Raw genomic sequence first — 23,534 nt, forward strand, 5'->3', positions numbered from 1 at the left:
CGTTGCAGGCATCAGGTGCCGGGGCGCCGAAGCAGCCTCAGCCATGGCGTCAGATGAAAGAAGCTCATCAGCGCATACATCGTCACCATACTGCCCGGTGAAAAGATCCCCTGCCCGCCGGAACAGATCATCTCCATCGCGCCGCCATAATGCCAGGTGATGAGCGCCATGAGCGCAAAGGCAGGGGTTGCGGCAAGGCAGAGACCGTTTGCGAGACCGGACGCCGCAAAAAAGCGGCGTCCGGTTGCCGGGGCGGCGGCTGTCATTCCGCGGCCTGCGGATAACTGTCGTGATGGCGCCACCACACGCCCTCCTCGTTCCGGCCCTTCGGGGCGCGATCCAGCCACTGATACATGCCCCAGAGCCCGTCCAGCCCGCGGGCATAGGCGGAATAGGTGTGGTAGACGACACCATCTTCTTTCACGAAGGCGCTGATGCCCGGGCGCTCGCGCACATAGGCCGCCAGCTCGGCCCCCGCCTGCGCTGCGTTTTCCACCACCACCGGCGGAAAACTCGCGCCCGTCATGGCATGACTGCCGCGGCGGTAATTGTACTCCGTGCCGCCGATGCGCTGCTGCTCCACGGTGATGGAGACGTTGAAGTCGTAATTGAAATCACCGCTGTGGGCAGACGCCCACGGGAAGCTCCAGCCCATCCGCTCCCGGAAGCCCAGAAGCTTGGGCAGCGGCGCAAGCGAGGAGGCCCACAGCATGACGTCGTGATTGGCCAGATGCACGGCAACGCCATTGAAGCTGTCAGCGATGGACGAGCAGGAAATGCAGCCCGCCTTGTAATCCGGCCCGAACATGAAGTGATAGACGAGCAGCTGTGAGCGCCCCTGGAACAGATCGGCCAGCGAAGCCTCGCCGGCCTCGGTGTCGAAGCGGTAATCCTTCTCCACCTTGACCCAGGGCAGCTGGCGACGCTCTTCGGCAATCGCATCGCTCTGCCGGGTCAGCGCCTTTTCCGCATCCAGCAGTCGCAGCCGGGCGGCCAGCCATTCCTCACGGGACGCAGTCTTGTGTGTGGTCATCGTCACTCTCCTTGAGTTTCAGTATTTGACTTCCTGAGTGCCGCCGCGGCGACATGGGTTAGACTAGGGTCGAGCGCCCCTCTGGCCGGGAGTGACAAGTGTGACGGGATTCCGGTGGACCAGCTGATCACGACCGCAGCGCGCGCGCTGGCACTGGGCGACCCGCTGGCCGCGCTCAACCGGGTGGCGCTGCGTGAAGACGCGCCAGCCCTCGCCCTGCGCGGTATCGCCATGGCTCAGCTCGGTGAGTTAGAACGGGCAAGGCAGCTATTGCGGCAGGCCGGGCGCAGCTTCGGCCAGAAGGAAGTGCTCGCCCGGGCGCGCTGCGCCGTTGCCGAGGCTGAAGTTGCTTTTGCGGCCCGCGATCTCTCCTGGCCTACCCGGGCCCTCGCCGCAGCGGCCGAGGTGCTGGAGACGACGGGCGACCGCGCCAACGCCGCCCATGCGCGCCTGCTGGAGGCGCGCCGGCTGCTGCTGATCGGCCGCCTCGACGATGCAGACGCGAAACTCTCTGGAATTGAGCTCGCCGCCCTGCCCCCGGCACAGCGCGCCTTGCTGGAGCTGACCATTGCCGGAATTGCCATGCGGCGCATCGAGGCGCGCAAGGCCCGGGCAGCGCTCGGCCGGGCGGAAGAAGCGGCGCGCTGGGCGCGCATCCCGGCGCTTGAAGCAGAGGTGGGGCTGGCGCGGGACGCCCTAGATGTGCCGGCAGCACGAATTGTTGCTCGCGGTGAAGAAAGGCCACTGGTGCTGGAAGAGGTCGAAGACCTGCTCCCGGCCCCTCACCTGGTGATCGACGCCTGCCGCAACATGCTGCGCAGAGGCTCAACACAAATCCCGCTGGCCAGCCGCCCGGTGCTGTTTGCGCTCGCCCGCACGCTGGGCGAAGCCTGGCCGGGTGATGTGCCACGCGACATCCTGCTTGCGCGCGCTTTCGGCGCCCGTTTTGTCGATGAGTCCCACCGGGCGCGCCTGCGCGTCGAGATCGGCCGCCTGCGCCGACTGCTGTCGGGCGTGGCCAATATAGAGGCAACCGGCAAGGGCTTTATCCTCTCCCCCGTTGGCGACATCGGCATCATCGTGCTGGCCCGGCCGGTGGAGGAAGAACATGCCACCTTGCTGGCGCTGCTGACCGATGGCGAAGCCTGGTCAAGCTCGGCGCTGGCCCTTGCCATGGGCGCCAGCCAGCGCACCATCCAGCGCGCTCTTGAGGAGCTGGCCGCCGAGGGCAAGGTAACCGGCATCGGCCGTGGCCGCTCGCAGCGCTGGACGACGCCACCGCTGCCCGGTTTCGCGACGGCGTTGTTACTCCCGGCACCTTTTTCCGGCGGTTAGGATCGAGCCCATGAAAAACTCAAAAGCCGATATCATCCGCGAATACGGCCCCTTCCCCGATGCTTCGAGCGTCCACGGAGTGGGTTTTGACGGGCAGAACGTGTGGTTTGCCTCCGGCGAACAGATCAACGCCGTCGATCCGCAATCCGGGGAGGTCCAGCGCGCCATCAAGGCGCCGGCCTATGCCGGCACCGCCAGCGATGGCAAACATCTCTTCCAGATCGGCGAAGGGATGATCCGCAAGATCGACCCGCACACGGGAGAGGTCCTTTCAGCCATCCCGTCCCCCGGCGGTGCCGGAGATTCCGGCCTTGCCTGGGCGGAAGGCACGCTCTGGGTCGGCCAGTACCATGAGCGCAAGATCAGGCAGGTTGACCCGGAAACGGGCGCCGTGCTGCGCACGCTGGAATCCAGCCGGTTCGTGACCGGCGTCACCTGGCTGGGTGACGAGCTGTGGCACGGCACCTGGGAAGATGACCAAAGCGATCTGAGGCATATAGATCCGCAAACCGGCGAGTTGCTGGAACAGGTCGACATGCCGCCCGGCGCGACGGTCTCCGGCCTCGATAACAATGGCCGCGACCAGTTCTTTTGCGGTGGCGGCACCAGCGGAAAGATCAGGGCTGTGCGACGGCCTGCCCGAAGCTGACAGTCAGGCCGACTTTTGTCAGTCGTTTGCCGGGGAGCGGAAACGGCCATCCCGCAGCAGCTTGCGGTGGCGCACCTGACTGCCCTTCAGATGATCGCGCATGGCATTACGGGCGGCTTCTTCATCGCCGTTTGAAATGGCGAGCACGATCACCTCATGCTCCTTGTGGATCAGGCGGCGATAGGCGGTCTCTGCCTCGTCGCTGCTGTCGCTGAGAATGCGCGACTGCGGGATCACTGCCGTGCCCTGGGCCTGCAGGAACTGACCGAAGAGCGGGTTGTTCGTCGCCTCGGCAATCGCCTGATGCAGGGCAAAATCCGCTTCACGAATGGGGCGGTTCGCCTCGATGCAGGCGAGCACGCCGGCATGGCAATCAAAGATCGCCTCTTCCTGCGCCGGGGAGCGACGCAGCGCAGCAAGGCCAGCCGCTTCCACCTCGACGGGGGTGCGGATTTCCAGGATCTCGAGGTCGGAAGAAAGCCGGGCCCTATCGGTATGGCGCGGCGAGAAAGACGGGCGCGAGGACGGGTCGAGCACAAAGACACCGGCGCCCTGCCGTGCCTCCACCAGCCCATCATAACGAAGGGCGGCAACAGCCTCCCGAACCACGGTGCGACTGACACCATGTGCCTCGGTAAGCTGGGCCTCGCTCGGCAGCTTTTCACCGGGAACGTATTCGCCGTTCAAAATCGACTGCCGCAACGCTTCGCTGACACGCGAAACAAGGGTTCCGGCACTTCTTACTCGATCTTTGGCCTGCGTGCCCACCTGGTCATCCCCTGATTTACCCGCCTGCCGTTCGACAATACCGGGCCACAATAGACATGTATGATAAATTATAACTTGTATCAACAATCAACATATCAGCAACCATCAGACCTCATGGCCCCAGAGCTGGATCTGGGTCAGTGCCGGGAATGGCGACGGATCATCCGCCTTGATCAGCCTTTCCAGCCGAACCCATTCAATGACCCGTGGCTCAAGCGCAAAACGCTGCCCCGCCGAAGCCTTCTCCAACCTGAAATCGCTGGTCCCGCCATCCGAGAATGTCAGGCTCACCTGCTGCCACCAGGCATCGTGCGGAAAGTCCGCGCGCAGATAAAAAACCACCTCATCGACACGAACCGGTCGGCCAAACTCGACCGTCAGCGCCGCGTCCGGGTCGCCATTGATACCCCAGCTGGTATAGGGCCAGGAGCCGTGGCCACGGCTTGCCGTCTCGCCATCGATGGCATTGCGGGCGGCAAAGGCTGCTTCCTGCCGGGTTTCCACCGTCGCGAGGCTGTGCGGGTAAAGTGCGCTATTGCCGTGCCCATCAAAGGGATTGAGGGCGAGGTTGCGCCGGGCAGAAACTTCCTCGGCACGCGGAATGCGCACCTTCAGCCGGTGCAGTTTCCCGGAAAAAGCCTTGGGACTGAAGGCGGAGCGCCGGTCACCGAAGGGCACGGAAAAACTGGCTTGCCCCTGCGCGAGATAAAGCAGGCTTTCCGGCAGTGCCTCATCGAACGACAGCGAGAGGAAGGAGCCCGCCTCGCCCGCCTCGATAACAATCTGGTCCCCGTCCCGGTATTCGGCCTCATGCACCAGAACGACTTCGTCTTCGCCGGCAGATTGCGCGACCGGATTGCCCGAGGCATCGAGGATTTTCAACGTCAGCAGCATAAACCTTCTTCCTACTCGATCCTGAGGGTAAGGCGGGTTCCGACGGCCGGGATCAGCACCCGGAAGATCCGCTCCGGCCATGCTTTTTTCAGTCTTGGGTCGGTGATCCCGACTTCCTCCAACTCAAGCACTCCGCCGCCGGAAACATCGATCCGCGCCAGATCACCGATCACGATGGAAGGACCGGAAAAGGCCGGCTTTTGCGCAAAGATGAGCGAGAGGGTGACCGGCAGATCGCTGTCGAACTCATCCTCGATTTGGGCGCCCTGCCCCTTGAGAAGCCGCGCCGTGCGCCGGTAGTGGCGCAGCTTCGCCTCGGGCGGATAGGCGCCCGCGATATCCATGGCGATACTGGCTTCAGCTGCGGTGAGCGTTACATCGACATCCCGCGCGGCAAAGGCACTGCCCGCCTGCTGCATGACCCCGCCAACCGTCGGCAAATTGTGCCAGGCGGATTGCATGGTCCAGATTTCGTAGCGGCGGGAAGAAAAGGTTTTGGCCGTATAACTCTCGACGCCGATATCGATCAGTACCGGCTCGCCCTTCTTGTAGAGCGTGATACTGCCGACATCATTGTGGTTATGGCTGTCGCCATTGTCGCCGGCCTTGGCGGCCAGAACGAAGCTCCGGTCGCGGGCGATCATCAGGCCGATACTGGGATAGAAGATATCCGGCGGGGGCGTGTCCCTGCCCTTGTGCGTCTGCAAGGTTTCCGCCGTGAAAGCGGCCTGCAGGCGGTAGAAAAGATTGATCTCTTCCGGCAGGTCGGGCGCTTCCTCGTCCGCCCAGTCCCGCGCCGCAAAATCCATCAGCAGGGTGGAGCCGACGGCCTTGCCGAACAGGAATTCCCGCGCGCCGCAGCGCTCCGTCACCGCCGAACAATCGGAAAAATTGATGTAACGCGGCCCTTCGACATGCACATGGGCGATGTACTCGGCCATGCCCCGCAGTTTGGGTTCCCGCCAGAGCGGAGCAAAAGCTTGCGGCGCTGCGGCAGAAAGCAGAGCGAGGGCATTGAAGAGGCAAAGGCCGGCGTGGCGGTAATAAAGCGCCCCTTCCTCGCAGGCCCCATCCTCCCCGTAATCCTTGAGAAAGGCATCCAGGCTTCCCGCCGCCTTGCGCACGATGGCCGTAAGGTTTGGCGTCTCGCACCCGAGAGCAAAGGCCGCCAGCAGGACATTTTGCGTGCACCAGGCCGTCCAGTTATTCATCGGCTCGTCGCCGCGCCCCATCCACCAGAAATGGGTCGCCAGATAAGGCTCCAGAATGCGGTGGCGAACCTCGCGGTCGATGCGCTCGCCGATTTGCGGGCTGACCGCGTCAAGCGCCGTTCCCAGCACCAGCTTCAGCACAGCCAGCAACGCCCCGGTTTCAGCGGCAAAAAGATCGATAAGGTGCCGCGTGGCATCCGGCAGCGGCAGGCACGGCGTATCGCGCTCATAGGTGTTGTGCGCCGGCAGCTGCCAGCCGCTCTCCTCCACAATCAGAAAAATGCCTTCGATGATGAGATCGAGAAAGCGGCCCCTTGCCTCGACACATTCCGCCATCACCAGTGCGTTGAGGCGCCGGCGGCGCGCGAAATAACGCTCCTCAAACCGCGTGCGGTTGCCGTTGCGGGTAAAATCCAGCCACAGGGTCACCGGCAGCAGCGGCCATTTACCGCCCAGCGCCGCCTCGCCCGCGGCCAGCAGGCGGCAGCGAACATCCGCCGGCAGCCCCGCCCACGCCTGCCGGTCATCGGCAGGTGGAACAAGGGCAAAATCGGCAAATTCTTGAGGCAGGAGATCAAGCCGCTCGGCGAACATGTCGCACCGTTTCTTCCCGGTTTTCTGGCCCGCCGTTGCCCGGCAGGTCTCAAGTCATTTCCCACTTGTGTTACCTGTAAATGAAATGTAATACAAGTGGGCGAAAAGAACGCCAGACCGGGCATACCGGCGGCAAACAAGGGCAAACATTCCGGCGGGCGCCGACAGGCCGGCCCGAACCGGAATGAACGGGAGGAAAATGGTGGCAAGCACCCCCAGCAACGGCGGGCAGAAGCCGGCACGGCGCAGGGCGCTGTCACGACGCCAGCGCAAGCTGCGTTCGTATCTGGTTGCTTATTCCTTCATTGCCCCGAACTTCGCCGGCTTTGCCATCTTCACGCTCGGGCCGATCCTGTTCGCCTTCGCCCTCGCCTTCATGCACTGGGACGGCTCGAACCATATCGGCTTTGCCGGGCTCGATAATTTCTGGAAGCTCTTCCACGATGCCGGCTTCATTGCCGCCTTCTGGAACACCATCATCTACACGGCGTTTTCGGTGCCGCTTACCATGGTCTGCGCGCTGGGGCTGGCCATCCTGCTCAACCAGAAACTCGCCGGGCGCAATTTCTTCCGCACCGCCGCGTTCTTTCCCTACGTCGCCTCGCTGGTGGCCGTCGCCGTGGTCTGGAACATGCTGTTTAACCCGGAAATGGGCCCGGTGAACATGATCCTCTATACCTTCGGCGTCGACCCGAAGGACCTGCCTGGCTGGGCTGCCGACAAGGACTGGGCGATGGTGACCATCATCCTGTTCGGCATCTGGAAGAACATGGGCTACTTCATGGTCATCTATCTGGCCGGGCTGCAGGGCATCAATGCCGAGCTCTATGAGGCCGCCGATCTGGATGGCGCCACCGCCTGGCAGAAATTCTGGAACGTCACGCTGCCGCAGCTTACCCCGACGACCTTCTTCGTCTCGGTCATGCTGACCATCCAGTCCTTCAAGGTCTTCGACCAGGTTTTCATGATCACCCAGGGCGGGCCCGGCACCTCGACGCTGGTGCTGGTCTATCACATCTACAACGAGGCCTTCATTTCCTGGGATCTGGGTTATTCCAGCATGGTGGCGCTCGTTCTCTTCCTGCTCGTGCTGGTGGTGACTGTCGTGCAGTTCCGCCTGACGCGTGAAGAGTGAGCGGGAGGCCAAGACCCATGAAAATCGCCGGCATCAAGATCAATACCAGCCGTCTTGCCCTCTACCTTCTGGCGATCGCCATCACCATCGTGATGCTGATGCCTTTTGCCTGGATGTTGTCCGCCTCGCTGAAGCTGAACCGCGAGGTTTTCCAGTTCCCCATTCACTGGATACCGCCGCATCCGCGCTGGCAGAACTACATCGACATCTGGACCAAGATCCCGCTCACGACCTTTATCTACAACACCGCCAAGATCACCATCATCGTCACGCTCTTGCAGTTGCTGACATCAAGCTTCGCCGCCTATGCCTTCGCCAAACTGCGCTTTCCCCATCGGGACCTGCTGTTCCTGGGGTATGTCGCCACCATCGCCATGCCCTGGCAGGTCTATATGGTGCCGCAGTTCCTCATGATGCGGGAAATGGGGCTCTACAACACCCACCTCGCCATCATCTGCCTGCAGGCCTTCACTGCCTTCGGCGTGTTCCTGATGCGCCAGTTCTATATGTCGATCCCCGATGAGCTGTGCGAGGCCGCCCGGGTCGATGGCATGAGTGAGTACCGCATCTGGTGGAACATCATGCTGCCGCTCTCCCGACCGGCGCTCTCCACCCTCACGATCTTTACCTTCGTCTTCGCCTGGAACGACTTTCTCGGGCCGATGATCTACCTGACCAAGACAGAACTGAAGACGATCCAGATCGGGCTTCGCATGTTCATCTCCCAATATTCGGCCGAATACGGGCTGATCATGGCGGCTTCCGTGGTCGCTCTGGTTCCGGTGCTGGCCGTCTTCCTCGTGCTGCAACGTTTCTTCGTTGAAGGCATCGCCTCTTCCGGTCTCAAGGGCTGAGCCATGACCATCCTCACCAATCCCCTTTCCATCCGGCCGATCAGCGATGAAGAAGTGCGCGCGGCGCTGGACGCCGCCGTGGCGCAGGTACGGCGCAACCTGCCGGCCTTCACTTACGCGGCGCAGAACCATTCCAGCGTCGATAACTTCTATCCGGCGGTGGCGAATGACCAGTGGACGGCGGGGTTCTGGCCCGGGGAAATCTGGCTTGCCTACGAGCATACCGGTGACAAGACCTTCCGCCATGCCGCGCAAATCCAGGTGCAGAGCTTCCTTCACCGGATCGAGAACCGCATCGCGACCGACCATCACGATATGGGCTTTCTCTACAACCCCACCTGCGTGGCGGCGTGGAAGCTGGTGGGCGATGAAGATGGCCGCAAGGCGGCCCTTCTGGCCGCCGACCAGCTGATCGAGCGTTTCCATCCGGTAGGCGGCTTCATCCAGGCCTGGGGCGAGATGGGGGCGGCGGATAATTACCGCTACATCATCGACTGCCTTCTGAACCTGCCGCTGCTCTACTGGGCAAGCCGGGAGACCGGCGACAGCAAATACCGCGACATCGCCCTTATCCATGCCCGCACCACACTCGCCAACTCCGTGCGGCCGGATGATTCCACCTGGCACACCTTCTACATGGACCCGGTGACCGGCGGGCCGGTGCGCGGCGTTACCTGCCAGGGCTACCGTGACGATTCAAGCTGGGCGCGCGGCCAGGCCTGGGCGATCTACGGCATGGCGCTTTCCTGGCGCTATGAGGCGCTGCCGGAATATCGGGAAAGTTTCGACCGGCTGCTCGCCTATTACCTGAAGCGCCTGCCCGCCGACCTTGTCCCCTACTGGGATCTCATCTTCACCGAAGGAGACGAGCCGCGGGACAGTTCTTCTGCCGCCATCGTGGCCTGCGGCCTTCTGGAAATGGCAGACCTTGTCGGCGGCGAAGAAGCTGACGGCTGGCGCCAGTTGGCGCGCCGGATGGTGAAGAGCCTTGTCGACAATTATGCCGTAAGAGACCCGGCGATTTCCAACGGCCAGGTGCTGCACGGCACTTATTCCAAGAAAACCCCGTTCAACACCTGCACCGGCGAAGGCGTCGATGAGTGCGTGGCCTGGGGTGACTACTACTACATGGAGGCGCTGACCCGCCTTTCCCGCAACTGGTCCTCCTACTGGTGAGATGGACGTTCTGACTTCAAGGAATTGCGGAAGAAGCAATGGCTGCCATCTCGCTCAAGAAACTGAACAAGTCCTTTGGCCCGCTTACGGTCGTGCACGATATCGACCTTGAGATCGGCGACAAGGAGTTCCTGATCCTCGTCGGCCCGTCCGGCTGCGGAAAATCCACCACGCTGCGCATGATCGCGGGGCTTGAGGAGATCACCAGCGGTGAACTCTGGATCGGCGACGAGATGGTGAATGACGTTCCCTCCAAGGACCGCGATATCGCCATGGTGTTCCAGAATTATGCGCTTTACCCGCATATGACGGTTTACAAGAACATGGCTTTCGGCCTGCATCTGCGCCGCGCCCCGAAGGAAGAAACCGACGCCAAGGTGCGCGAGACGGCGAAGATCCTCGATATCGAGCATCTGCTGAACCGCAAGCCCAAGGCGCTTTCCGGCGGCCAGCGCCAACGTGTGGCACTGGGGCGCGCCATGGTGCGCGACCCTGCCGTGTTCCTGCTGGACGAACCGCTCTCCAACCTCGATGCCAAGCTGCGCGGCACCATGCGTGCCGAGATCAGCAAGCTGCACAAAAGGCTGGATGCCACCTTCATCTATGTGACCCACGATCAGGTGGAAGCCATGACCATGGCCGACCGCATCGTGGTGATGCGCGGCGGGCACATCCTGCAGGTGGATACCCCGCAGAACCTTTATGACCGGCCGATCAACATGTTCGTCGCCGGTTTCATCGGCGCCCCGCAGATGAACATGCTGGAGGTGACGGTAAAGCGCAGCGGCGACGGCTGGGTGGGCCTGTTCGATGGCCTGGAGCTACCATTGCCACTGGGGGAAAAGGCGGATCGCCTGATACCTTACGAAGGCCGCACCGTGGTGCTGGGCCTGCGCCCGGAAAACCTGCACGAGGCCATGCCCGTTGGCGTGGCGCCGGAAGCAACCGCAACCCTTGAGGCCCAGGTGGAACTTGCCGAGCCGATGGGCGCGGAAGTGCATCTCAACATTCTGGCCGGCGGCCACAGCATGATTGCTCGCGTCTCCCCGCGCTGCAAGGCACGGGATGGCGACCGGGTGAGCCTGATTGCCGACCTCGGCAGCCCGCATCTGTTCGACAAGGAAACCGAGCAGTCGATCCTCTACTAAAAACCCCGCGCCTTATTGGCGCAGCGAAAGGTGTGTAACGGGCCATGAAATGGCTGACAGAAAGCTTCACCAGGGAAGGGCCGGGCATCCCCAAGGATGAACCGAAGAAAACCGGGTTGGCGCTTTTTGCCCAGATTCTGCGGCGCGAATGGTGGGAGCTCTTCAAGCTCAACCTCGCCATCATCGTCTTCTCGCTGCCCCTTATCACCATCCCCGCCACCCTCGCCGGCGCCATGCGGATATGCCAGCTGATGGTGGAGGATGAGAACATCTACCTGATGCGGGAATTTACCGGCGCGTTCCGGCGCCTGTTCTGGCGCGCGAGCCTGTGCGGCCTTGCCTTTGGCGCGGTGCTGGCCATCGCGGGCTACGGTGTTTTTGTCTATGCCCAGCTGGTGCCGCAGGCGCTGCCCTATGCGCTCGCACTGGCGCTGGCGGTCGTCACCAGCCTTTTCCTGTGGATGGTGGCCGCGCATTTTTTCCTGCTGATGGTGCGGGCGCCGGCGCTTTCCACGGCAACGTTGCTGCGCCTTTCCGCGCTCGCCGCGCTTTATCGCCCGTTGCCCGCGCTTGGCGCCCTCGCCTTCATCGCCGCGCTGTGGCTTGCGCACATCCTGTTCTACCCGGCCTCCGTCTTCATGCCGGTGGCCTTCAATTTCTCGCTCGGGACGCTGGCGCTGGTTTTTGCCACCTGGCGCGCGAGCGAGTTCGCCCTGTCCCGGGAGCAGCAGAGCGCCTGAGACAGGGAAAAAACTTCAACAAGAACGCACCGGCAAAAAACAAGGCCGATGCCCATAACGGAGGAGACGACATGAGAAAGATCATCGCGGCAGCCTTGCTGTCGAGCGCCGGGCTGCTACCCCTTTCCGCCCATGCCGAAGACCAGGTGACCATCAACTGGGCGCTGTGGGACTGGGCCGCCACGGCCTATTACCAGCCGCTTATCGATGCCTTCCAGGCCAAGCACCCGAATATCAAGGTCGCCTATACCGACCTTGGATCGGCCGATTATTCAACCATGGCGATGACGCAGCTTGCCGGCGGCGCCAGCGATCTTGACGTCGTCACCATCAAGGACGTGCCGGGTTACGCCAACATGATCAAGGCGAACGCCCTGCTGCCGCTCAATGACGACATGAAGGCGGCCAAGATCGATGCTGCTGCCTATGGCGGCCTTGTCGAGGCGCTGACGGTCAAGGGCAATACCTACTCCCTGCCGTTCCGCTCCGATATCTGGATCACCTACTACAACAAGGACCTGTTTGACGCAGCAGGCGTGCCCTACCCGACCAACGACATGACGCTGGCCCAGTTCGACGAGAAGGCCCGCAAGCTGGCAAGCGGTTTCGGTGCCAACAAGGTGTATGGCGCCCTGTTCCACACCTGGCGTTCTGCCGTGGAGATGCCCTGCATCATCGACGGCAAGCACACGCTGATCGACGGCAAGTATGACTTCCTGAAACCCTGTTACGACCGGGTGCTGAAGCTGCAGGAAGAAGGGGTGGTACCCACCTACGCTTCGCTCAACTCCACCAAGACCCACTATTCCGGCCCCTTCTTCAACGGCACCATCGCCATGATGCCGATGGGCAGCTGGTTCGTGGGCACCCAGATCAAGAAGGTGAAGTCCGGAGAGTCTCTCTCCAAGAACTGGGGCATCGCGGCCTTTGCCCATCCCGACGGGGTTGAAGCCGGCTCGACCGCAGCGGTGGTGACGGCGCTTGCCGTGAATGCCAACTCCAAGCACCAGCAGGCCGCGCTCGACTTCGTCAACTTCGTCACCGGCCCGGAAGGCGCCGCCGTTGTCGCCAAGACCGGCACGCTGCCCGCACTCAAGACCGACGAGGTACTGGCTACCATCACTTCCACCCCGGGTTTCCCGCAGGATGAAACCAGCCTCAACGCCCTGCGCTCCAAGAAGGCCTACCTGGAGCTGCCGGTGGATTTGAAGGCTGCGGACATCGAGGTGGTGCTGAACCGCGCCCATGACGCCATCATGACCAACAACATTTCGGTCGAAGATGGCCTCAAGCAGATGGATGACGGCGTGCAGGCCATCCTCAAGAAATAACCGGCGCCGCCGGTAACGGCAAAAGGGCCCGGAAGGTGACTGCCTTCCGGGCCTGTTCTTTTTCAGCCGACCACTTCAGGATCTCGCCGGCCCCGTCGATGCCCGCACGACAAGCGGCCCGGCAAACTCGGTAAGGGTCACGCTGGCCTCCGGCGCCTTCATCCGCTCCAGAAGACGCCTGAGGCCAAAGGCCCCTATTTCCCGCCTTAGCACCCGCACGGTGGTGAGCGCCGGTGAGGACAATCCCGCCATCGGGATATCGTCAAAGCCGATGACGGAGACATCCTCGGGCACACGAAGTCCCGCCTCCGCCAGCGCGGCCATAGCGCCGAAAGCGCTGGCATCGTTGCAGCACTGAATGGCGGTGAAATCCGTCTTGCCCAACCGGGCAAGACGTTCTCGCACCGCTTCATAGGCAAGATCGCTGCGCATATCGGCCAGTTCGACCACAAGGTCCGGATCGAAGGGCAGACCGGCCATCTGTATCGCCTCCCCGGCGCCGTGAAGGCGGTCGCGCACCGGCAGGCGCCGGCCATGGGTCAGATGCAGAATGCGGCGATGGCCGAACCCCAACAGGTGACCCGCCGCCGCATAACCGCCCGACCGGTTGCCGGCAGAGATCGCATCGAGCCGCATCAGCGGGTCCGATCCGTTGACGATCACCGCAGGGATGCCTTGCTGGGCGAGACGTCCGATCAACGTCTCGTCATGGAAAGACAGCAGCACATAACCCTGCCGGGCGCCGTCCCCTTCTGCGTCCGTCAGAGGCACCGGCTGCCCCTCGCCCATCAGGCTGTAGGAGAGCGTGATACCCAGCTCGTCACAGGCCTGCTGGATGCCGGAAAAAAGCTCCATCTGGAACTCGGGCGCCCCGGCCGCGGCCACCGCCATGGTGGCAAGCACCGTAACGGTCAGGGAATTCCCGGCAGCGCCCACATAATTCAACCGGTCGGCCGCCGCCTGCACCTTCGCCCGCACAGGATCGGACAGCCCCGCTGCCCCGCTGAGCGCCCGCGAGGCGGTGCTGATGGAAACACCGGCAAGCTCCGCGATTTCGCGGAGCGTTACCTTGCTTCTGGTGGTTTCTTCACCCACGCCCGTCACCCCTCAAACATCGCTGCGGGTCAAGCTAACCTGCTCGCGCCGGCAAAGCGTCAGCAGCGTTTCGGGCAGGCCGACGGGCGGCACTTCGGCGGCCGGATCGGGCACCGCGAAGGCTGCGGTAGCAAGCCAGTTCGTGCCGGCGGCAAGCGTCACCGACAGGCGTGGAAAGAAGGTGCGCGGGAACCGCAGATTGGTATTTGGCGCTGCCCGCACGATCATCGCCTTGCGGGTGCCGGTCAGATCCACAATGCCGGTGACGGCCGAGAGCGTGCGCACGAAACCGCGCCCGGCACCGATCTGCATCCAGTCTTCCGGCGTCTGATGGCCATCGCCGGTACGGTCGATGGAAAAACCGCCTTCGGCCACATGCAGCGGCGTGGTGCTGGTGATGCGGTGCAGGCGCACATGCCAGCCCGGCCCGGCGAAATCGAGCCAGCTGTCGATGGTCAGCATATCGTCCGGCTGCCAGCGTCCCCAGGCCATGCCGGCATCGATGCCGGCTTCCGTCAGCCGGCTGCGCGACATCCAGGCAAACCCGTCGCGCGAGATGGTAAGGCCGCTGTCAATCGCGCTCCAGTCCGCGCGGTCCGGCGCGGTGGCATCGCTGGCGACGGAGAAGGCAAAGGCGGAGGAATAAGCAAAGCGGCTGTATTTGGCATCGCAGCCACGATGCTCCCAGCCATTCTGCCCGCCTGTCAGCATCACCGCATCCTCGCCGGTGCGCCGGGTGATGAAGCCGCCGGCTTCGGCCAATACCCGCCCACCCGGCAAGGCTTCCGGTGCTTCTTCCTCCGCATGCCAGAACGGGTGCTCCTGCGGCAATGCCAGCACCAGAAAGCTCTTGAGCGCCCAATAGGGTGAGCCCGGGGCGTTATAGGCTTCCGACATGATGAGGTTGGGATAGCTGTAGCCGATGGAGAGCACACCATCCCGCTCGGCAATCGGCTGCGTGCCCCACCAGCGCAGGTGCCGCAGCAACAGGCCCTTGATGCGGCCCCAGGGCAGCACCTCTTCATCCGCAAAGGCGCAGCCGGCCCAGAAGGCGGCCTGCACGAAACGATAGGTCATGGAGCGGCCGTAGGGAATGGCGGCACCATCATCGGCAAACCAGTGCTGGAAATCGGCCGCAAACAGCCGGGCCCGCTGGCGGTAACGTGCAGCATGGTCGGGGAACAGGTCGCCCGCGCATTTTGCGACCATCAGCCCGTAAAAATGCATGCCCATGGGGGTGTAATAATCGAGCTGGTACTTGTCGCCGTCGCGGTAATAACCGTCCGCGATATAGAAGCTGTCGATGCGCGCCAGCGCCGCCGTCACCGCCTCCAGCGACCAGTCCCGGCCGACATGGCGCAAGGCAAGGTTGGTCAGCACCCGGAAGAAGAGCCAGTTGTTATCCGGCATCGGATGGTCATTGATGGTGAGCATCCAGCGCGCGAGGCGTCCCTGCGCCTCGTCCGTCAGCGGCGCCCAGAGCTGCTCCGGCGCCACCAGCAAGGCCAGCGACAGCCCCGCCATCTCCACCATGCGCTGGTCGAAGGGGCCAACCTCGCCCCAATATTCCGGATGTTCCGGATCGGTGCCGTTGGCGAGGCCCTCGACAAAGCGGGCCGCATCCTCAAAGGCAAAACCGCCCGCCAGCAGCGGCACGAGGCCCCAGAGCGGGCGCACGAAACTCTCCATCTCCGCGGCAGCGCTGCCGTAATGCACCCCGCCCGCCCCCAGCCGGAGTCGGGCATTTCCCTCCGAATACCAGGGCTTCAGCGGCTCATAAAAAGCCAGCACCGCCCGCGCAAGATCAGCGCGGCTTGCAAGCGGGTTACCGTGGAGCGGATTGCATTCAGCCAGCCGGCGCACCACCGGATCGCGTTCCCAGGCGGTAAGTTTCGTGGACATTTTTTGCCTCCCAATTTTGCGTGATTTTCTCATCGTGCAAAATTTGCACAACAAGAAAATTTGCAAAAAGAGGCCACAAGCGAAGAGCCGCCCTATCGATCAGGACGGCCCCAAAACTGTCGAAGGTTTCTTAGTCCTCGACCAGCCGCCTGATCCGGTTGGACAGCACGGTCATGTCGAAGGGCTTGGTGATGACCTGCATGCCGGGATCGAGATGGCCATGGCTCAGCACGGCGTTTTCGGCGTAGCCGGTGGCAAACATCACCTTGATATCGGCCCGCAGTTCCCGCGCCGCATCGGCGACCTGCCGGCCATTCATGCCCTTGGGCAGGCCGACATCGGTGATCAGCAGATCGATGACCGCATCCGAGCGCAGGATCCTGAGCGCTTCCGGCCCGTCGCCGGCTTCCAGCGCCACGAAACCCAGATCCTCCACCGCCTCGACCACCAGCATGCGAACAAGCGGCTCGTCATCGACCACGAGCACCGTCTTGCGGCTGGTTACCGGTTCCATGATCTGCGGTTCAGCTTCCGTTTCCATGACCTCAGTAACGTGGTGGCGGGGCAAATAGATGCAGACCATCGTACCGCTGCCGACCTCGGAGTAAATCCGCACCTGCCCGCCCGACTGGCGCGCAAAACCATAGATCATCGACAGGCCGAGCCCGGTGCCGAGCCCGATGGGTTTGGTGGTGAAAAACGGGTCGAAGGCCTTTTCGATCACCTCCGGCGTCATGCCGGAACCGGTATCCGACACGCACATGGAAACATACTGGCCTGCCGGCAGGTCTCGCGCGGCGGCGCTGCGATCGTCCAGCCAGCGATTGCCGGTCTCGATGGTGATCTTGCCGCCTTCCGGCATTGCGTCGCGGGCATTGAGGCAGAGATTGAGCAGCGCGTTTTCAAGCTGGTTCTGGTCCACCAGCGTCGACCACAGGCCGCCCTTGGCAACCGTTTCCACCGAAATCTGGGGGCCAACCGTGCGCTGGATCAGCTCTTCCATGCTCACCACCAGCCGGTTGACGTCGGTCGGCTTCGGGTCGAGCGTCTGGCGGCGCGAGAAAGCCAGCAGGCGGTGGGTGAGTGCAGCCGCCCGTTTGGCGGCGCCCTGCGCGCCGATGATGTAGCGCTCCAGCTCGCCCACCCGCCCCTGGCGCATTCGGGTCAGCATCAAATCCAGCGAGCCGGAAATGCCCGCCAGCAGATTGTTGAAATCATGCGCAAGCCCGCCGGTAAGCTGGCCGACAGCCTCCATCTTCTGCGACTGGCGCAGGGCTTCTTCCTTGCTCATCAGCTCGGCCGTCTGTTCGGCCACCCGCTGTTCCAGCGTTTCATTGAGTTCGCGCAGCATTTCCGTCACGCGGTCGCGTTCGGCCAGCACGGCGCGCCGTTCCTCGATATCGATCAGCACGCCGGGAAAACTGGTGGCCGTGCCGTCCGCGCCGGTTTCGACACGGCCGCTGGCCTCCAGCCAGTAATATTTGCCATCGGCCCGCCGCGCCCGGTGCTGAAGGGCATAGGCGCCGCCATGGCGGATCGCCTGCTCGACCGCCGATGTCAGCCGCTCGCGATCATCCGGGTGAACGGCCTCGACGATGCGGTCGAAAGTGAGCCCGGCATTGGCCGTGGCGGGATCGAAGCCAAAAGCGCGCGCAAACCCCTCATCGATACTGAAGCGGTCATGCGGCAGATCCCAGAACCAGGTGCCGACGATGGCTCCGGCCCCCAGTGCCAGCTGGACACGCTGCATGTTCTCCCAGGCCACCGCCTGGCTCTCCCGCAGCTCGGCTTCCGCCCGCTTGCGTTCGGTAATGTCGCGAAACAGCACCGAGACCTGGTTCAGGCTGGCGGGCTCTACCCGCGCAGCGGAGACCTCGATAAACCGCCCGGCATCGGCAAATTCACGCTCGAAGCGGATGGGGCGGCCGGTATCCAGCACTTCGCGGTAGAGCTTTACCCAGGCATCGCCTTCACTCGGCGCCACGTCATAGACGGTCTTGCCGACGATATCGGGGATGCCGGTGTGACGCTCATAACCGCTGTTGGCCTCGACATGCACATAGTCGCTGAGCGGTCCGTGCGGGCCGTCGATGAATTGAATGATGCAAAAGCCGTCGTCAATCGCTTCAAAGAGCGCCCGGTAGCGGGCTTCCTTGTCGGCCGCCCAATCGGCAGTCAGCGGCTGGCGGCCGGGCGGCGTGGCATCGCCCCCGGTCGAAGAGACCTCGTCCTGCACGCTATTTCACCTTGCTGCACCGGGGTCACGCGAAGGCCGGACAGGCCTGGGGCTTCGTGCTGCCGGGACTATTTCGGGGACGTATTACGGACGCGGATGATGCCCCATCCAGGTCGCCCCGCCAATGGCCGATTGCCCGGGCATGCCTCATTGCAGAACGTGGCTCTCGGTTATCAAGCCGGGGGCCGGCAAGTTCATGTACGAAGCGCCAAGGCACATCCGGGCGTTCATTCCGCGGCCTTTGTTGAACCAGCATCGAGGCGCTGCGCGATGATATCGGCCAGATACAGGCTGTCTTCCGCAATACCGAGAAAACGCCCCGAGCCCCAGGTATTCAGCCAGCCAAGGCCGATAAAATAGATACCCGGCACATCGCAGATCCCGCGTTTGTAAAGCGGTCGGCCCCGGTTATCGAAGACATCGGCCTTGATCCAGGAATAGTCCGGGCGAAAGCCGATTGACCAGATAACCGACGTGATCCCCAGGGAGGTCGCGTCAATCTGCGTCACCTCTTTTTCCGGTCGCCACAGTTTTACGAAAGGCGCCTCTTTGGGGGCATCAATGCCCATGCGCTCGATATAGCCGTCGATCTGGCGGCAGATCCCGAGATAGCTCCTGTCCGCATCATCAAGGTTCTGCTCAAGGTCCGGCAGAAAGGAAATCTGCCCGCCATCCATATCGGACAGCGAGCCATAGAGCCTGACCCCGTCTTCCACTACAAAGCGGCGCAGATCGATCTCTTTGCCGCCATCCCGGCCAGACATGTAATGGTTGGTCTGGGTGAGCGCCTTGTGCGGGTCGGTATGCTCGGCGATGGTAATCGCATAATGGCCCATGTCGTATAGCCAGTCGGTGGCATCACGCCCGCGGTATTTGCGCGGGCTGCGCGGCGCCGGCCCCACCGCCAGATGAACCTCACGCCCCGCCAGAACCAGATCGTCCATAATCTGCACTCCGGACTGACCGGTCCCGACCACCAGCGTTGCGCCTTCGGGCAACTGCGAAGGACGCCGGTAGTCGCGCGAATGCATCTGCTCGATATCCGGATCAAGCTTTTCGGCATAAGAGGGAACAATCGGGGTGTCGTAACCGCCGGTCGCGATCACCACATGGTCGCAGCGGTAGGCGCCGATGGACGTTTCCACTTCAAACCCGCCCTGTTCACGCGGGGTTACACTGGTGACATCGACATTCTCCAGCAAGGGCGCCGGGAAGCTGGCGGCAAAACCATCCAGATAGTCTGTGATCTCATCCTTGAGCATGTATCCGTCAGGGTCGTTCCCCTGATAGGGATAGCCCGGCAGCCGGCACTGCCAGTTGGGGGTGACAAGGCAGAAACTGTCCCAGCGATTGACACGCCAGGAATGGAATTTGCCATGTCGCTCAAACACAAGATGCTCAATGTTCTTCTGAACGAGATTCCGGCTGACCGACAGGCCAGCCTGTCCGCCGCCGACAATGATGACCGGCACGTATGACACCCGGGCCTCAGCCATGGGGCTCTCCCTTAAATTTTCATCGTGAGACAGGTTACCCGGGGATCGTCGTCCCCCTCGTACCGGGAGGCCCGCTGCTCCAGCAGTGCCAGCTGCCCGCGTGCACGGCTGCAGGGATACCCGTATTTCTGCTCGACACGGTCGGAGGCAGCCTGCAGGGCACTGCGCGCCCGGGCGCGAAACTCCGTGAGCCCGTAGGTCTGCCCCGGATGCAGATGATCGCAGATCACGCTGGAGGGGGAATAACAGCGCTCTTCATCGCCATCGGGCCAACGGATGGTGAACCAGACTTCAGGCATGCATCACCTCCCGGCTTCCCAGGCCAAGATAGGGAGCGGCCCCATGGTCCCAGAAAAGCGCCGACTGTCCCTGGCTGCGCAACGTCACCTGACTGCCATGAGCGACCGAGCCGATAACAGTGGCGGCAATATCCCGCCCGGCAAAAACCTGGCACACGCGGCTCGCAGCAGCCGGCGCCGCGGCGAGCAAAAACCCGAAGCTGGGAAAACTGTGCAGCCAGCGTTGCAGGGGCACTCCGGCAGGCGGGCAGATATCATCGAGCACCAGCTCGATGCCGACGCCGGAACATTCGGCCAGCATCAGCGCCGTTCCGGCGATGCCGCCCTGGCTGATATCCTTGCCGGCGCGAACGAGCCCGGCTTCCGCCAATGCCGGCAGGCTGGCCAGATCACCGCGCAGCCTCTGCGCCGGCGCATGGCCGGCGGCAAAAAAATTGTCGAAGTTCCGGTAGTCCCCGCGATGATCAGCTACAGCGACAAGGCTGTCACCGGGCTGCGCATCGAAGCTTGTGATCAGCGCCTGCGCCCGCCCGAAAATGGAAACAGCAAGATTAAGCTCCGGCGCTGCAAAATTCGTGTGGCCGCCAACGATGGCAACGCCATAGGCCTCAGCCGCATCACGCAGGCCGGCAAGCAGAGGCCTTGCCGCCTCCGGATCCGGTGACCAGACCTGATCGACCACCCCCACCGCCCTGCCCCCCATGGCGGCGATATCGGAGAGGTTGACCATGATCCCGCACCACCCGGCAAACCACGGGTCATCCCTGACAAAGGCCGGAATAAACCCTTCCCCTGCCAGCAGGTCGAAGCCGCCTTCCGGCCGCTCCAGAATGGCCGCATCATCGCCCGGCCGCCCCATCCGCGCAGGGCCAATTTCCAGCCCGCCAACGGCATCGCCTATGGCTAGCTTGGAGCGGATGGCCGGATGGGCGCGCAAGAAAGACGCCAGCTGTTCCAGACCGGCCGTGCTCATGCCGCGCCCCGCAGGACCTTGTGATACCAGCCGGCGGCCGGGTCCGGCGCCGGTTCATAATAGTCCAGCCGGGCGGCCATGCGCATGTGGGGCACCCCATGCACGTCCACCTCGCCCAGCACATCCCACCGCATGCGGCGAAAGAGGATGACGTTCTGCGGCTGAACATTGGCCAGAAAGCGGTGGCAGCCCCGGGCATTGGCGGTACCGACAGCAAGGCGGATCAATTCCGGCCCCAGCCGCCCGACATTGCGGTAGGCCAGATCGACGGCAAGACGCGAGCCCCACCACACGCCTTTTTCGGCTTCATGAATGCGCACAGTGCCAACGACACCGTCCGCTTCATGCGCACAGGTGCTGAGCGCCACCAGATGCGTGGCGATCATGTCGATATCGTCGCGGTCGTGGTTCTTGAAGATGCCCTGTTCTTCAACAAATACCCGCCGGCGCAGATCAGAGGCGCCGGCAGCTTCCCACGGCATGGTTGCCGCGCGGATGAAATAGCCCGGAGAGCGGAAAGGCTGCACGGTACCGCTCATCATGCCACCTTGAATTTTTCGTAGGTGGAGAGTGCAGAGCAGGCGCCGCAGCGCCCGCAGCCAGCCTTGATTTCCTCCGAACGCATGCCCGCAGCGACGATCATCTCGCCCAGCGGGCGCAGGATGGAGGCCATGAAAGCGGCGCTGGGGGCAGGATGGCTCTCCAGCGGAGTGCCGGAAATCGGCACAAACGGCACAACGAATGGATAGACCCCGATAGCGCAGAGTTTCTGAGATATCTCGAGGATGGCCTCGGCGCTGTCGCCGAGCCCGGCGAGGATATAGGTAGAAACCTGCCCACGCCCGAAGACCTTCACCGCCGCCTCGAACGAGCTGAAATACTTGCTGAGCGGCACCGATGCCTTGCCGGGCATGATCCGGGCACGGACTTCGGGCGTCACCGCCTCGATATGCATTCCGAGCGTATCGATACCGGCATCGGCCATACGCTGGTGCCAGGCATCATCGTCCGGCGGCTCGCATTGCCCCTGTATCGGCAGATTGACGGCGGCCTTGATGGCGCGGGCACTTTCAGCCAGCACGGCGGCACCGCGATCGGAGCCGGGGGGCGTGCCGGTCGTGAGCACCATATGCTCGATGCCATCCAGCTCGACCGCCGCTTTGGCAACTTCTGCAAGTTGCTCCGGTGTTTTGTGCGCAATTGTCCGCCCGGCCGACAGGCTCTGCCCGATCGCACAGAACTGGCAGGTTTTCTTGCGGCTTTCATAGCGGATACAGGTCTGCAGCACCGTCGTTGCCAGCACATTGCGGGAATGCAGGGTGGCAATGTGGCTATAGGGAATACCGTCTGCCGTCTTCAGATCGTAAAAGCGCGGCCGGCCGGGGAAACGCACCTCAGCCACCTCGGCGCCGTCGCGCAAGACGCGGGAGACACCGGCTGCATCGGGCTCGCCAACCACGAAGGGGCTTTCAAAGGCCGGGGCGGTATGTACCGGGATCATCACGGTCTTGTCGCCGACGATCACGGCCTTGTGGTCGGAAGGCCCGGCCCCGCCGCGGCGGCTCTCATGCCCCGCGCGGGGATTGATGAGCCTGACCCCGCGGGTCTGCATTTCGTTAATCAGATCGGAATTAGACACTGCCGTACTCCTTTTCTGACAACTCTGCCGGCATCGTCCGCCCTTCAGGCGGTCCGACCTCGTCGGCAGTGCCGAAAACATGTCTTGTCGAAGCCTCGCGCGTGTCGTGGACCAGATGCAGCAGTTCCGGCCGCGCATAGTGGCCGACGCTGTCCATCATGCGTTTGCGCTTGGTGATGAGCCGCATGTCCAGATCGGCCACCACCATCCCCTCGCCCTCGGTCAGCGGCGGGGCAAGGTGTCGTCCTTCGGGGGAGACGATGCAGGTCATGCAGCCATCCCGCAGGCCGCGCTGCAGCTTTTCGTCCGGATGGATGGAAGCGATCTGTTCCTCGCTCAGCCAACCGGTAGCGTTGACGACAAAACAGCCGGCCTCGAGCGCGTGGTGGCGCATCGTGACCTCGATCTGCTCGCGGAAAATTGGCCCGACGAGGCTTCCGGGAAATTGCGCTGCGTGGATTTCCTCGTGCTGGCTCATCAGCGCATAGCGGGCAAGCGGGTTGTAATGCTCCCAGCAGGCGAGCGCACCAACCCGGCCGACGGCAGTATCCACCACCTTGAGCCCTGCGCCATCGCCCTGCCCCCAGACCATGCGCTCGTGATAGGTCGGGGTGATCTTGCGGCGTTTCAGCACCAACTCGCCGGTGGCATCGAAAATCAGCTGGGTATTGTAGAGCGAGCCGTGGTCCCGCTCATTGACGCCCAGCACAATGACGGCGCCGAACCGGCGCGCTGCCTGGGCAACAGCCTCGGTCTCGGGCGACGGGACCACAACCGCTTCCTCGTAAAGCTCAAGGTGCGGCGCACCTTGCTGTACCGGCGGTAACACAAAGGAAAAATAGGGATAATAGGGGACGAAGGTTTCGGAAAAGACGATGAAGCCGGCGCCCTTTCCGGCGGCTTCGGCAATCGCATTGAGCACCCGCTCCATGGTTCCGGCGCGGCCGGAGAGATCCGGAGCAATCTGAACGGCGGCGGCACGAACCGTGTCGGTTCTCATCAGGTGAAGTTCCTTCCTATCCGATC

At 63.0% G+C, this 23,534-nt stretch carries 22 protein-coding genes; 8 read left to right on the forward strand and 14 right to left on the reverse strand.

The features are described 5' to 3' along the window. Window positions 1–11: 11 nt before the first annotated feature. Together QTL98_RS12235 and QTL98_RS12240 are read right to left on the reverse strand one after the other, a co-directional pair. The gene (locus tag QTL98_RS12235; protein ID WP_445678761.1) at window positions 12–266 is read right to left on the reverse strand and encodes a hypothetical protein; all 255 of its coding nucleotides are present in this window, start codon (window positions 264–266) and stop codon (window positions 12–14) included. Next, the gene (locus QTL98_RS12240; RefSeq protein ID WP_445678762.1) at window positions 263–1,033 is read right to left on the reverse strand and encodes a DUF899 domain-containing protein; all 771 of its coding nucleotides are present in this window, start codon (window positions 1,031–1,033) and stop codon (window positions 263–265) included. The genes QTL98_RS12235 and QTL98_RS12240 overlap by 4 nt, the downstream gene beginning before the upstream one ends. A 114-nt stretch (window positions 1,034–1,147) precedes the next feature. On the opposite strand from QTL98_RS12240, the gene QTL98_RS12245 reads away from it, so the two are divergent. Continuing rightward, the gene (locus QTL98_RS12245) at window positions 1,148–2,368 is read left to right on the forward strand and encodes a winged helix-turn-helix domain-containing protein (RefSeq protein WP_445678763.1); all 1,221 of its coding nucleotides are present in this window, start codon (window positions 1,148–1,150) and stop codon (window positions 2,366–2,368) included. Window positions 2,369–2,378: 10 nt separating this feature from the next. Next, complete coding sequence (locus QTL98_RS12250) at window positions 2,379–3,017, forward strand: Vgb family protein (protein WP_445678764.1); 639 nt, start codon at window positions 2,379–2,381, stop codon at window positions 3,015–3,017. An 18-nt stretch (window positions 3,018–3,035) separates the two neighbouring features. Here QTL98_RS12250 and QTL98_RS12255 read toward each other — a convergent pair whose 3' ends face one another. The 3 genes from QTL98_RS12255 to QTL98_RS12265 all read right to left on the reverse strand — a co-directional run bounded on the left by QTL98_RS12255 (window position 3,036) and on the right by QTL98_RS12265 (window position 6,484). Beyond that, a complete protein-coding gene (locus tag QTL98_RS12255; protein ID WP_445678765.1) occupies window positions 3,036–3,785 on the reverse strand; it encodes a FadR/GntR family transcriptional regulator in 750 nt (249 codons plus the stop codon). A gap of 105 nt (window positions 3,786–3,890) precedes the next feature. Beyond that, on the reverse strand, window positions 3,891–4,679 hold the full coding sequence (locus QTL98_RS12260; protein WP_445678766.1) for a discoidin domain-containing protein: 789 nt from the start codon (window positions 4,677–4,679) through the stop codon (window positions 3,891–3,893). Window positions 4,680–4,690: 11 nt separating this feature from the next. Then, window positions 4,691–6,484, reverse strand: a complete 1,794-nt coding sequence (locus QTL98_RS12265) for a heparinase II/III domain-containing protein (RefSeq protein ID WP_445678767.1) — start codon at window positions 6,482–6,484, stop codon at window positions 4,691–4,693. 199 nt (window positions 6,485–6,683) lie between these two features. On the opposite strand from QTL98_RS12265, the gene QTL98_RS12270 reads away from it, so the two are divergent. The 6 genes from QTL98_RS12270 (at window position 6,684) to QTL98_RS12295 (ending at window position 12,868) form a co-directional block, all read left to right on the forward strand. After that, a complete protein-coding gene (locus QTL98_RS12270) occupies window positions 6,684–7,619 on the forward strand; it encodes a carbohydrate ABC transporter permease (protein ID WP_445678768.1) in 936 nt (311 codons plus the stop codon). Window positions 7,620–7,636: 17 nt separating this feature from the next. Further along, complete coding sequence (locus QTL98_RS12275; protein WP_445678769.1) at window positions 7,637–8,473, forward strand: carbohydrate ABC transporter permease; 837 nt, start codon at window positions 7,637–7,639, stop codon at window positions 8,471–8,473. Window positions 8,474–8,476: 3 nt separating this feature from the next. Further along, a complete protein-coding gene (locus QTL98_RS12280) occupies window positions 8,477–9,649 on the forward strand; it encodes a glycoside hydrolase family 88 protein (protein WP_445678770.1) in 1,173 nt (390 codons plus the stop codon). A gap of 38 nt (window positions 9,650–9,687) precedes the next feature. Beyond that, on the forward strand, window positions 9,688–10,797 hold the full coding sequence (locus QTL98_RS12285) for an ABC transporter ATP-binding protein (protein ID WP_445678771.1): 1,110 nt from the start codon (window positions 9,688–9,690) through the stop codon (window positions 10,795–10,797). 44 nt (window positions 10,798–10,841) lie between these two features. Continuing rightward, window positions 10,842–11,537: a DUF624 domain-containing protein gene (locus QTL98_RS12290; RefSeq protein ID WP_445678772.1), complete on the forward strand. Its 696-nt coding sequence runs from the start codon at window positions 10,842–10,844 to the stop codon at window positions 11,535–11,537. A gap of 71 nt (window positions 11,538–11,608) precedes the next feature. Continuing rightward, on the forward strand, window positions 11,609–12,868 hold the full coding sequence (locus QTL98_RS12295; RefSeq protein ID WP_445678773.1) for an ABC transporter substrate-binding protein: 1,260 nt from the start codon (window positions 11,609–11,611) through the stop codon (window positions 12,866–12,868). Between the two features lie 75 nt (window positions 12,869–12,943). Here QTL98_RS12295 and QTL98_RS12300 read toward each other — a convergent pair whose 3' ends face one another. The 9 genes from QTL98_RS12300 to QTL98_RS12340 all read right to left on the reverse strand — a co-directional run bounded on the left by QTL98_RS12300 (window position 12,944) and on the right by QTL98_RS12340 (window position 23,508). After that, a complete protein-coding gene (locus tag QTL98_RS12300; protein WP_445678774.1) occupies window positions 12,944–13,963 on the reverse strand; it encodes a LacI family DNA-binding transcriptional regulator in 1,020 nt (339 codons plus the stop codon). Window positions 13,964–13,975: 12 nt separating this feature from the next. Then, window positions 13,976–15,865, reverse strand: a complete 1,890-nt coding sequence (locus QTL98_RS12305) for a DUF2264 domain-containing protein (protein ID WP_445678775.1) — start codon at window positions 15,863–15,865, stop codon at window positions 13,976–13,978. Window positions 15,866–15,995: 130 nt separating this feature from the next. Next, window positions 15,996–18,101 (reverse strand): ATP-binding protein, encoded by a 2,106-nt coding sequence (locus QTL98_RS12310; protein ID WP_445678776.1) that lies wholly within the window; start codon window positions 18,099–18,101, stop codon window positions 15,996–15,998. Window positions 18,102–18,328: 227 nt separating this feature from the next. After that, the gene (locus QTL98_RS12315; protein WP_445678777.1) at window positions 18,329–19,597 is read right to left on the reverse strand and encodes an MSMEG_0569 family flavin-dependent oxidoreductase; all 1,269 of its coding nucleotides are present in this window, start codon (window positions 19,595–19,597) and stop codon (window positions 18,329–18,331) included. Between the two features lie 11 nt (window positions 19,598–19,608). After that, window positions 19,609–19,896, reverse strand: a complete 288-nt coding sequence (locus QTL98_RS12320; protein WP_445678778.1) for an MSMEG_0570 family nitrogen starvation response protein — start codon at window positions 19,894–19,896, stop codon at window positions 19,609–19,611. Then, a complete protein-coding gene (locus QTL98_RS12325) occupies window positions 19,889–20,869 on the reverse strand; it encodes a sll0787 family AIR synthase-like protein (protein WP_445678779.1) in 981 nt (326 codons plus the stop codon). Before QTL98_RS12325 ends, QTL98_RS12320 begins: the two co-directional genes overlap by 8 nt. Beyond that, a complete protein-coding gene (locus QTL98_RS12330; protein WP_510637484.1) occupies window positions 20,866–21,408 on the reverse strand; it encodes an MSMEG_0567/Sll0786 family nitrogen starvation N-acetyltransferase in 543 nt (180 codons plus the stop codon). The genes QTL98_RS12325 and QTL98_RS12330 overlap by 4 nt, the downstream gene beginning before the upstream one ends. After that, the gene (locus QTL98_RS12335) at window positions 21,408–22,481 is read right to left on the reverse strand and encodes an MSMEG_0568 family radical SAM protein (RefSeq protein ID WP_445682146.1); all 1,074 of its coding nucleotides are present in this window, start codon (window positions 22,479–22,481) and stop codon (window positions 21,408–21,410) included. The genes QTL98_RS12330 and QTL98_RS12335 overlap by 1 nt, the downstream gene beginning before the upstream one ends. 19 nt (window positions 22,482–22,500) lie before the next feature. Next, window positions 22,501–23,508 (reverse strand): Nit6803 family nitrilase, encoded by a 1,008-nt coding sequence (locus tag QTL98_RS12340; RefSeq protein ID WP_510637485.1) that lies wholly within the window; start codon window positions 23,506–23,508, stop codon window positions 22,501–22,503. Between the last annotated feature and the right edge of the window lie 26 nt (window positions 23,509–23,534).

Origin of the sequence: Radicibacter daui (assembly GCA_030657355.1) — a bacterium.
GTDB classification, from domain to species: domain Bacteria; phylum Pseudomonadota; class Alphaproteobacteria; order Radicibacterales; family Radicibacteraceae; genus Radicibacter; species Radicibacter daui.

Excerpts from the sequence above, each read along its gene's own strand:
- QTL98_RS12235 (WP_445678761.1), bottom strand. The coding sequence starts at position 266 with ATGACAGCCGCCGCCCCGGCAACCGGACGCCGCTTTTTTGCGGCGTCC.
- QTL98_RS12240 (WP_445678762.1), bottom strand. The coding sequence starts at position 1,033 with ATGACCACACACAAGACTGCGTCCCGTGAGGAATGGCTGGCCGCCCGG.
- QTL98_RS12250 (WP_445678764.1), top strand. The coding sequence starts at position 2,379 with ATGAAAAACTCAAAAGCCGATATCATCCGCGAATACGGCCCCTTCCCC.
- QTL98_RS12260 (WP_445678766.1), bottom strand. The coding sequence starts at position 4,679 with ATGCTGCTGACGTTGAAAATCCTCGATGCCTCGGGCAATCCGGTCGCG.
- QTL98_RS12265 (WP_445678767.1), bottom strand. The coding sequence starts at position 6,484 with ATGTTCGCCGAGCGGCTTGATCTCCTGCCTCAAGAATTTGCCGATTTT.
- QTL98_RS12270 (WP_445678768.1), top strand. The coding sequence starts at position 6,684 with ATGGTGGCAAGCACCCCCAGCAACGGCGGGCAGAAGCCGGCACGGCGC.
- QTL98_RS12275 (WP_445678769.1), top strand. The coding sequence starts at position 7,637 with ATGAAAATCGCCGGCATCAAGATCAATACCAGCCGTCTTGCCCTCTAC.
- QTL98_RS12280 (WP_445678770.1), top strand. The coding sequence starts at position 8,477 with ATGACCATCCTCACCAATCCCCTTTCCATCCGGCCGATCAGCGATGAA.
- QTL98_RS12285 (WP_445678771.1), top strand. The coding sequence starts at position 9,688 with ATGGCTGCCATCTCGCTCAAGAAACTGAACAAGTCCTTTGGCCCGCTT.
- QTL98_RS12290 (WP_445678772.1), top strand. The coding sequence starts at position 10,842 with ATGAAATGGCTGACAGAAAGCTTCACCAGGGAAGGGCCGGGCATCCCC.
- QTL98_RS12295 (WP_445678773.1), top strand. The coding sequence starts at position 11,609 with ATGAGAAAGATCATCGCGGCAGCCTTGCTGTCGAGCGCCGGGCTGCTA.
- QTL98_RS12305 (WP_445678775.1), bottom strand. The coding sequence starts at position 15,865 with ATGTCCACGAAACTTACCGCCTGGGAACGCGATCCGGTGGTGCGCCGG.
- QTL98_RS12315 (WP_445678777.1), bottom strand. The coding sequence starts at position 19,597 with ATGGCTGAGGCCCGGGTGTCATACGTGCCGGTCATCATTGTCGGCGGC.
- QTL98_RS12320 (WP_445678778.1), bottom strand. The coding sequence starts at position 19,896 with ATGCCTGAAGTCTGGTTCACCATCCGTTGGCCCGATGGCGATGAAGAG.
- QTL98_RS12325 (WP_445678779.1), bottom strand. The coding sequence starts at position 20,869 with ATGAGCACGGCCGGTCTGGAACAGCTGGCGTCTTTCTTGCGCGCCCAT.
- QTL98_RS12330 (WP_510637484.1), bottom strand. The coding sequence starts at position 21,408 with ATGAGCGGTACCGTGCAGCCTTTCCGCTCTCCGGGCTATTTCATCCGC.
- QTL98_RS12335 (WP_445682146.1), bottom strand. The coding sequence starts at position 22,481 with ATGCAGACCCGCGGGGTCAGGCTCATCAATCCCCGCGCGGGGCATGAG.
- QTL98_RS12340 (WP_510637485.1), bottom strand. The coding sequence starts at position 23,508 with ATGAGAACCGACACGGTTCGTGCCGCCGCCGTTCAGATTGCTCCGGAT.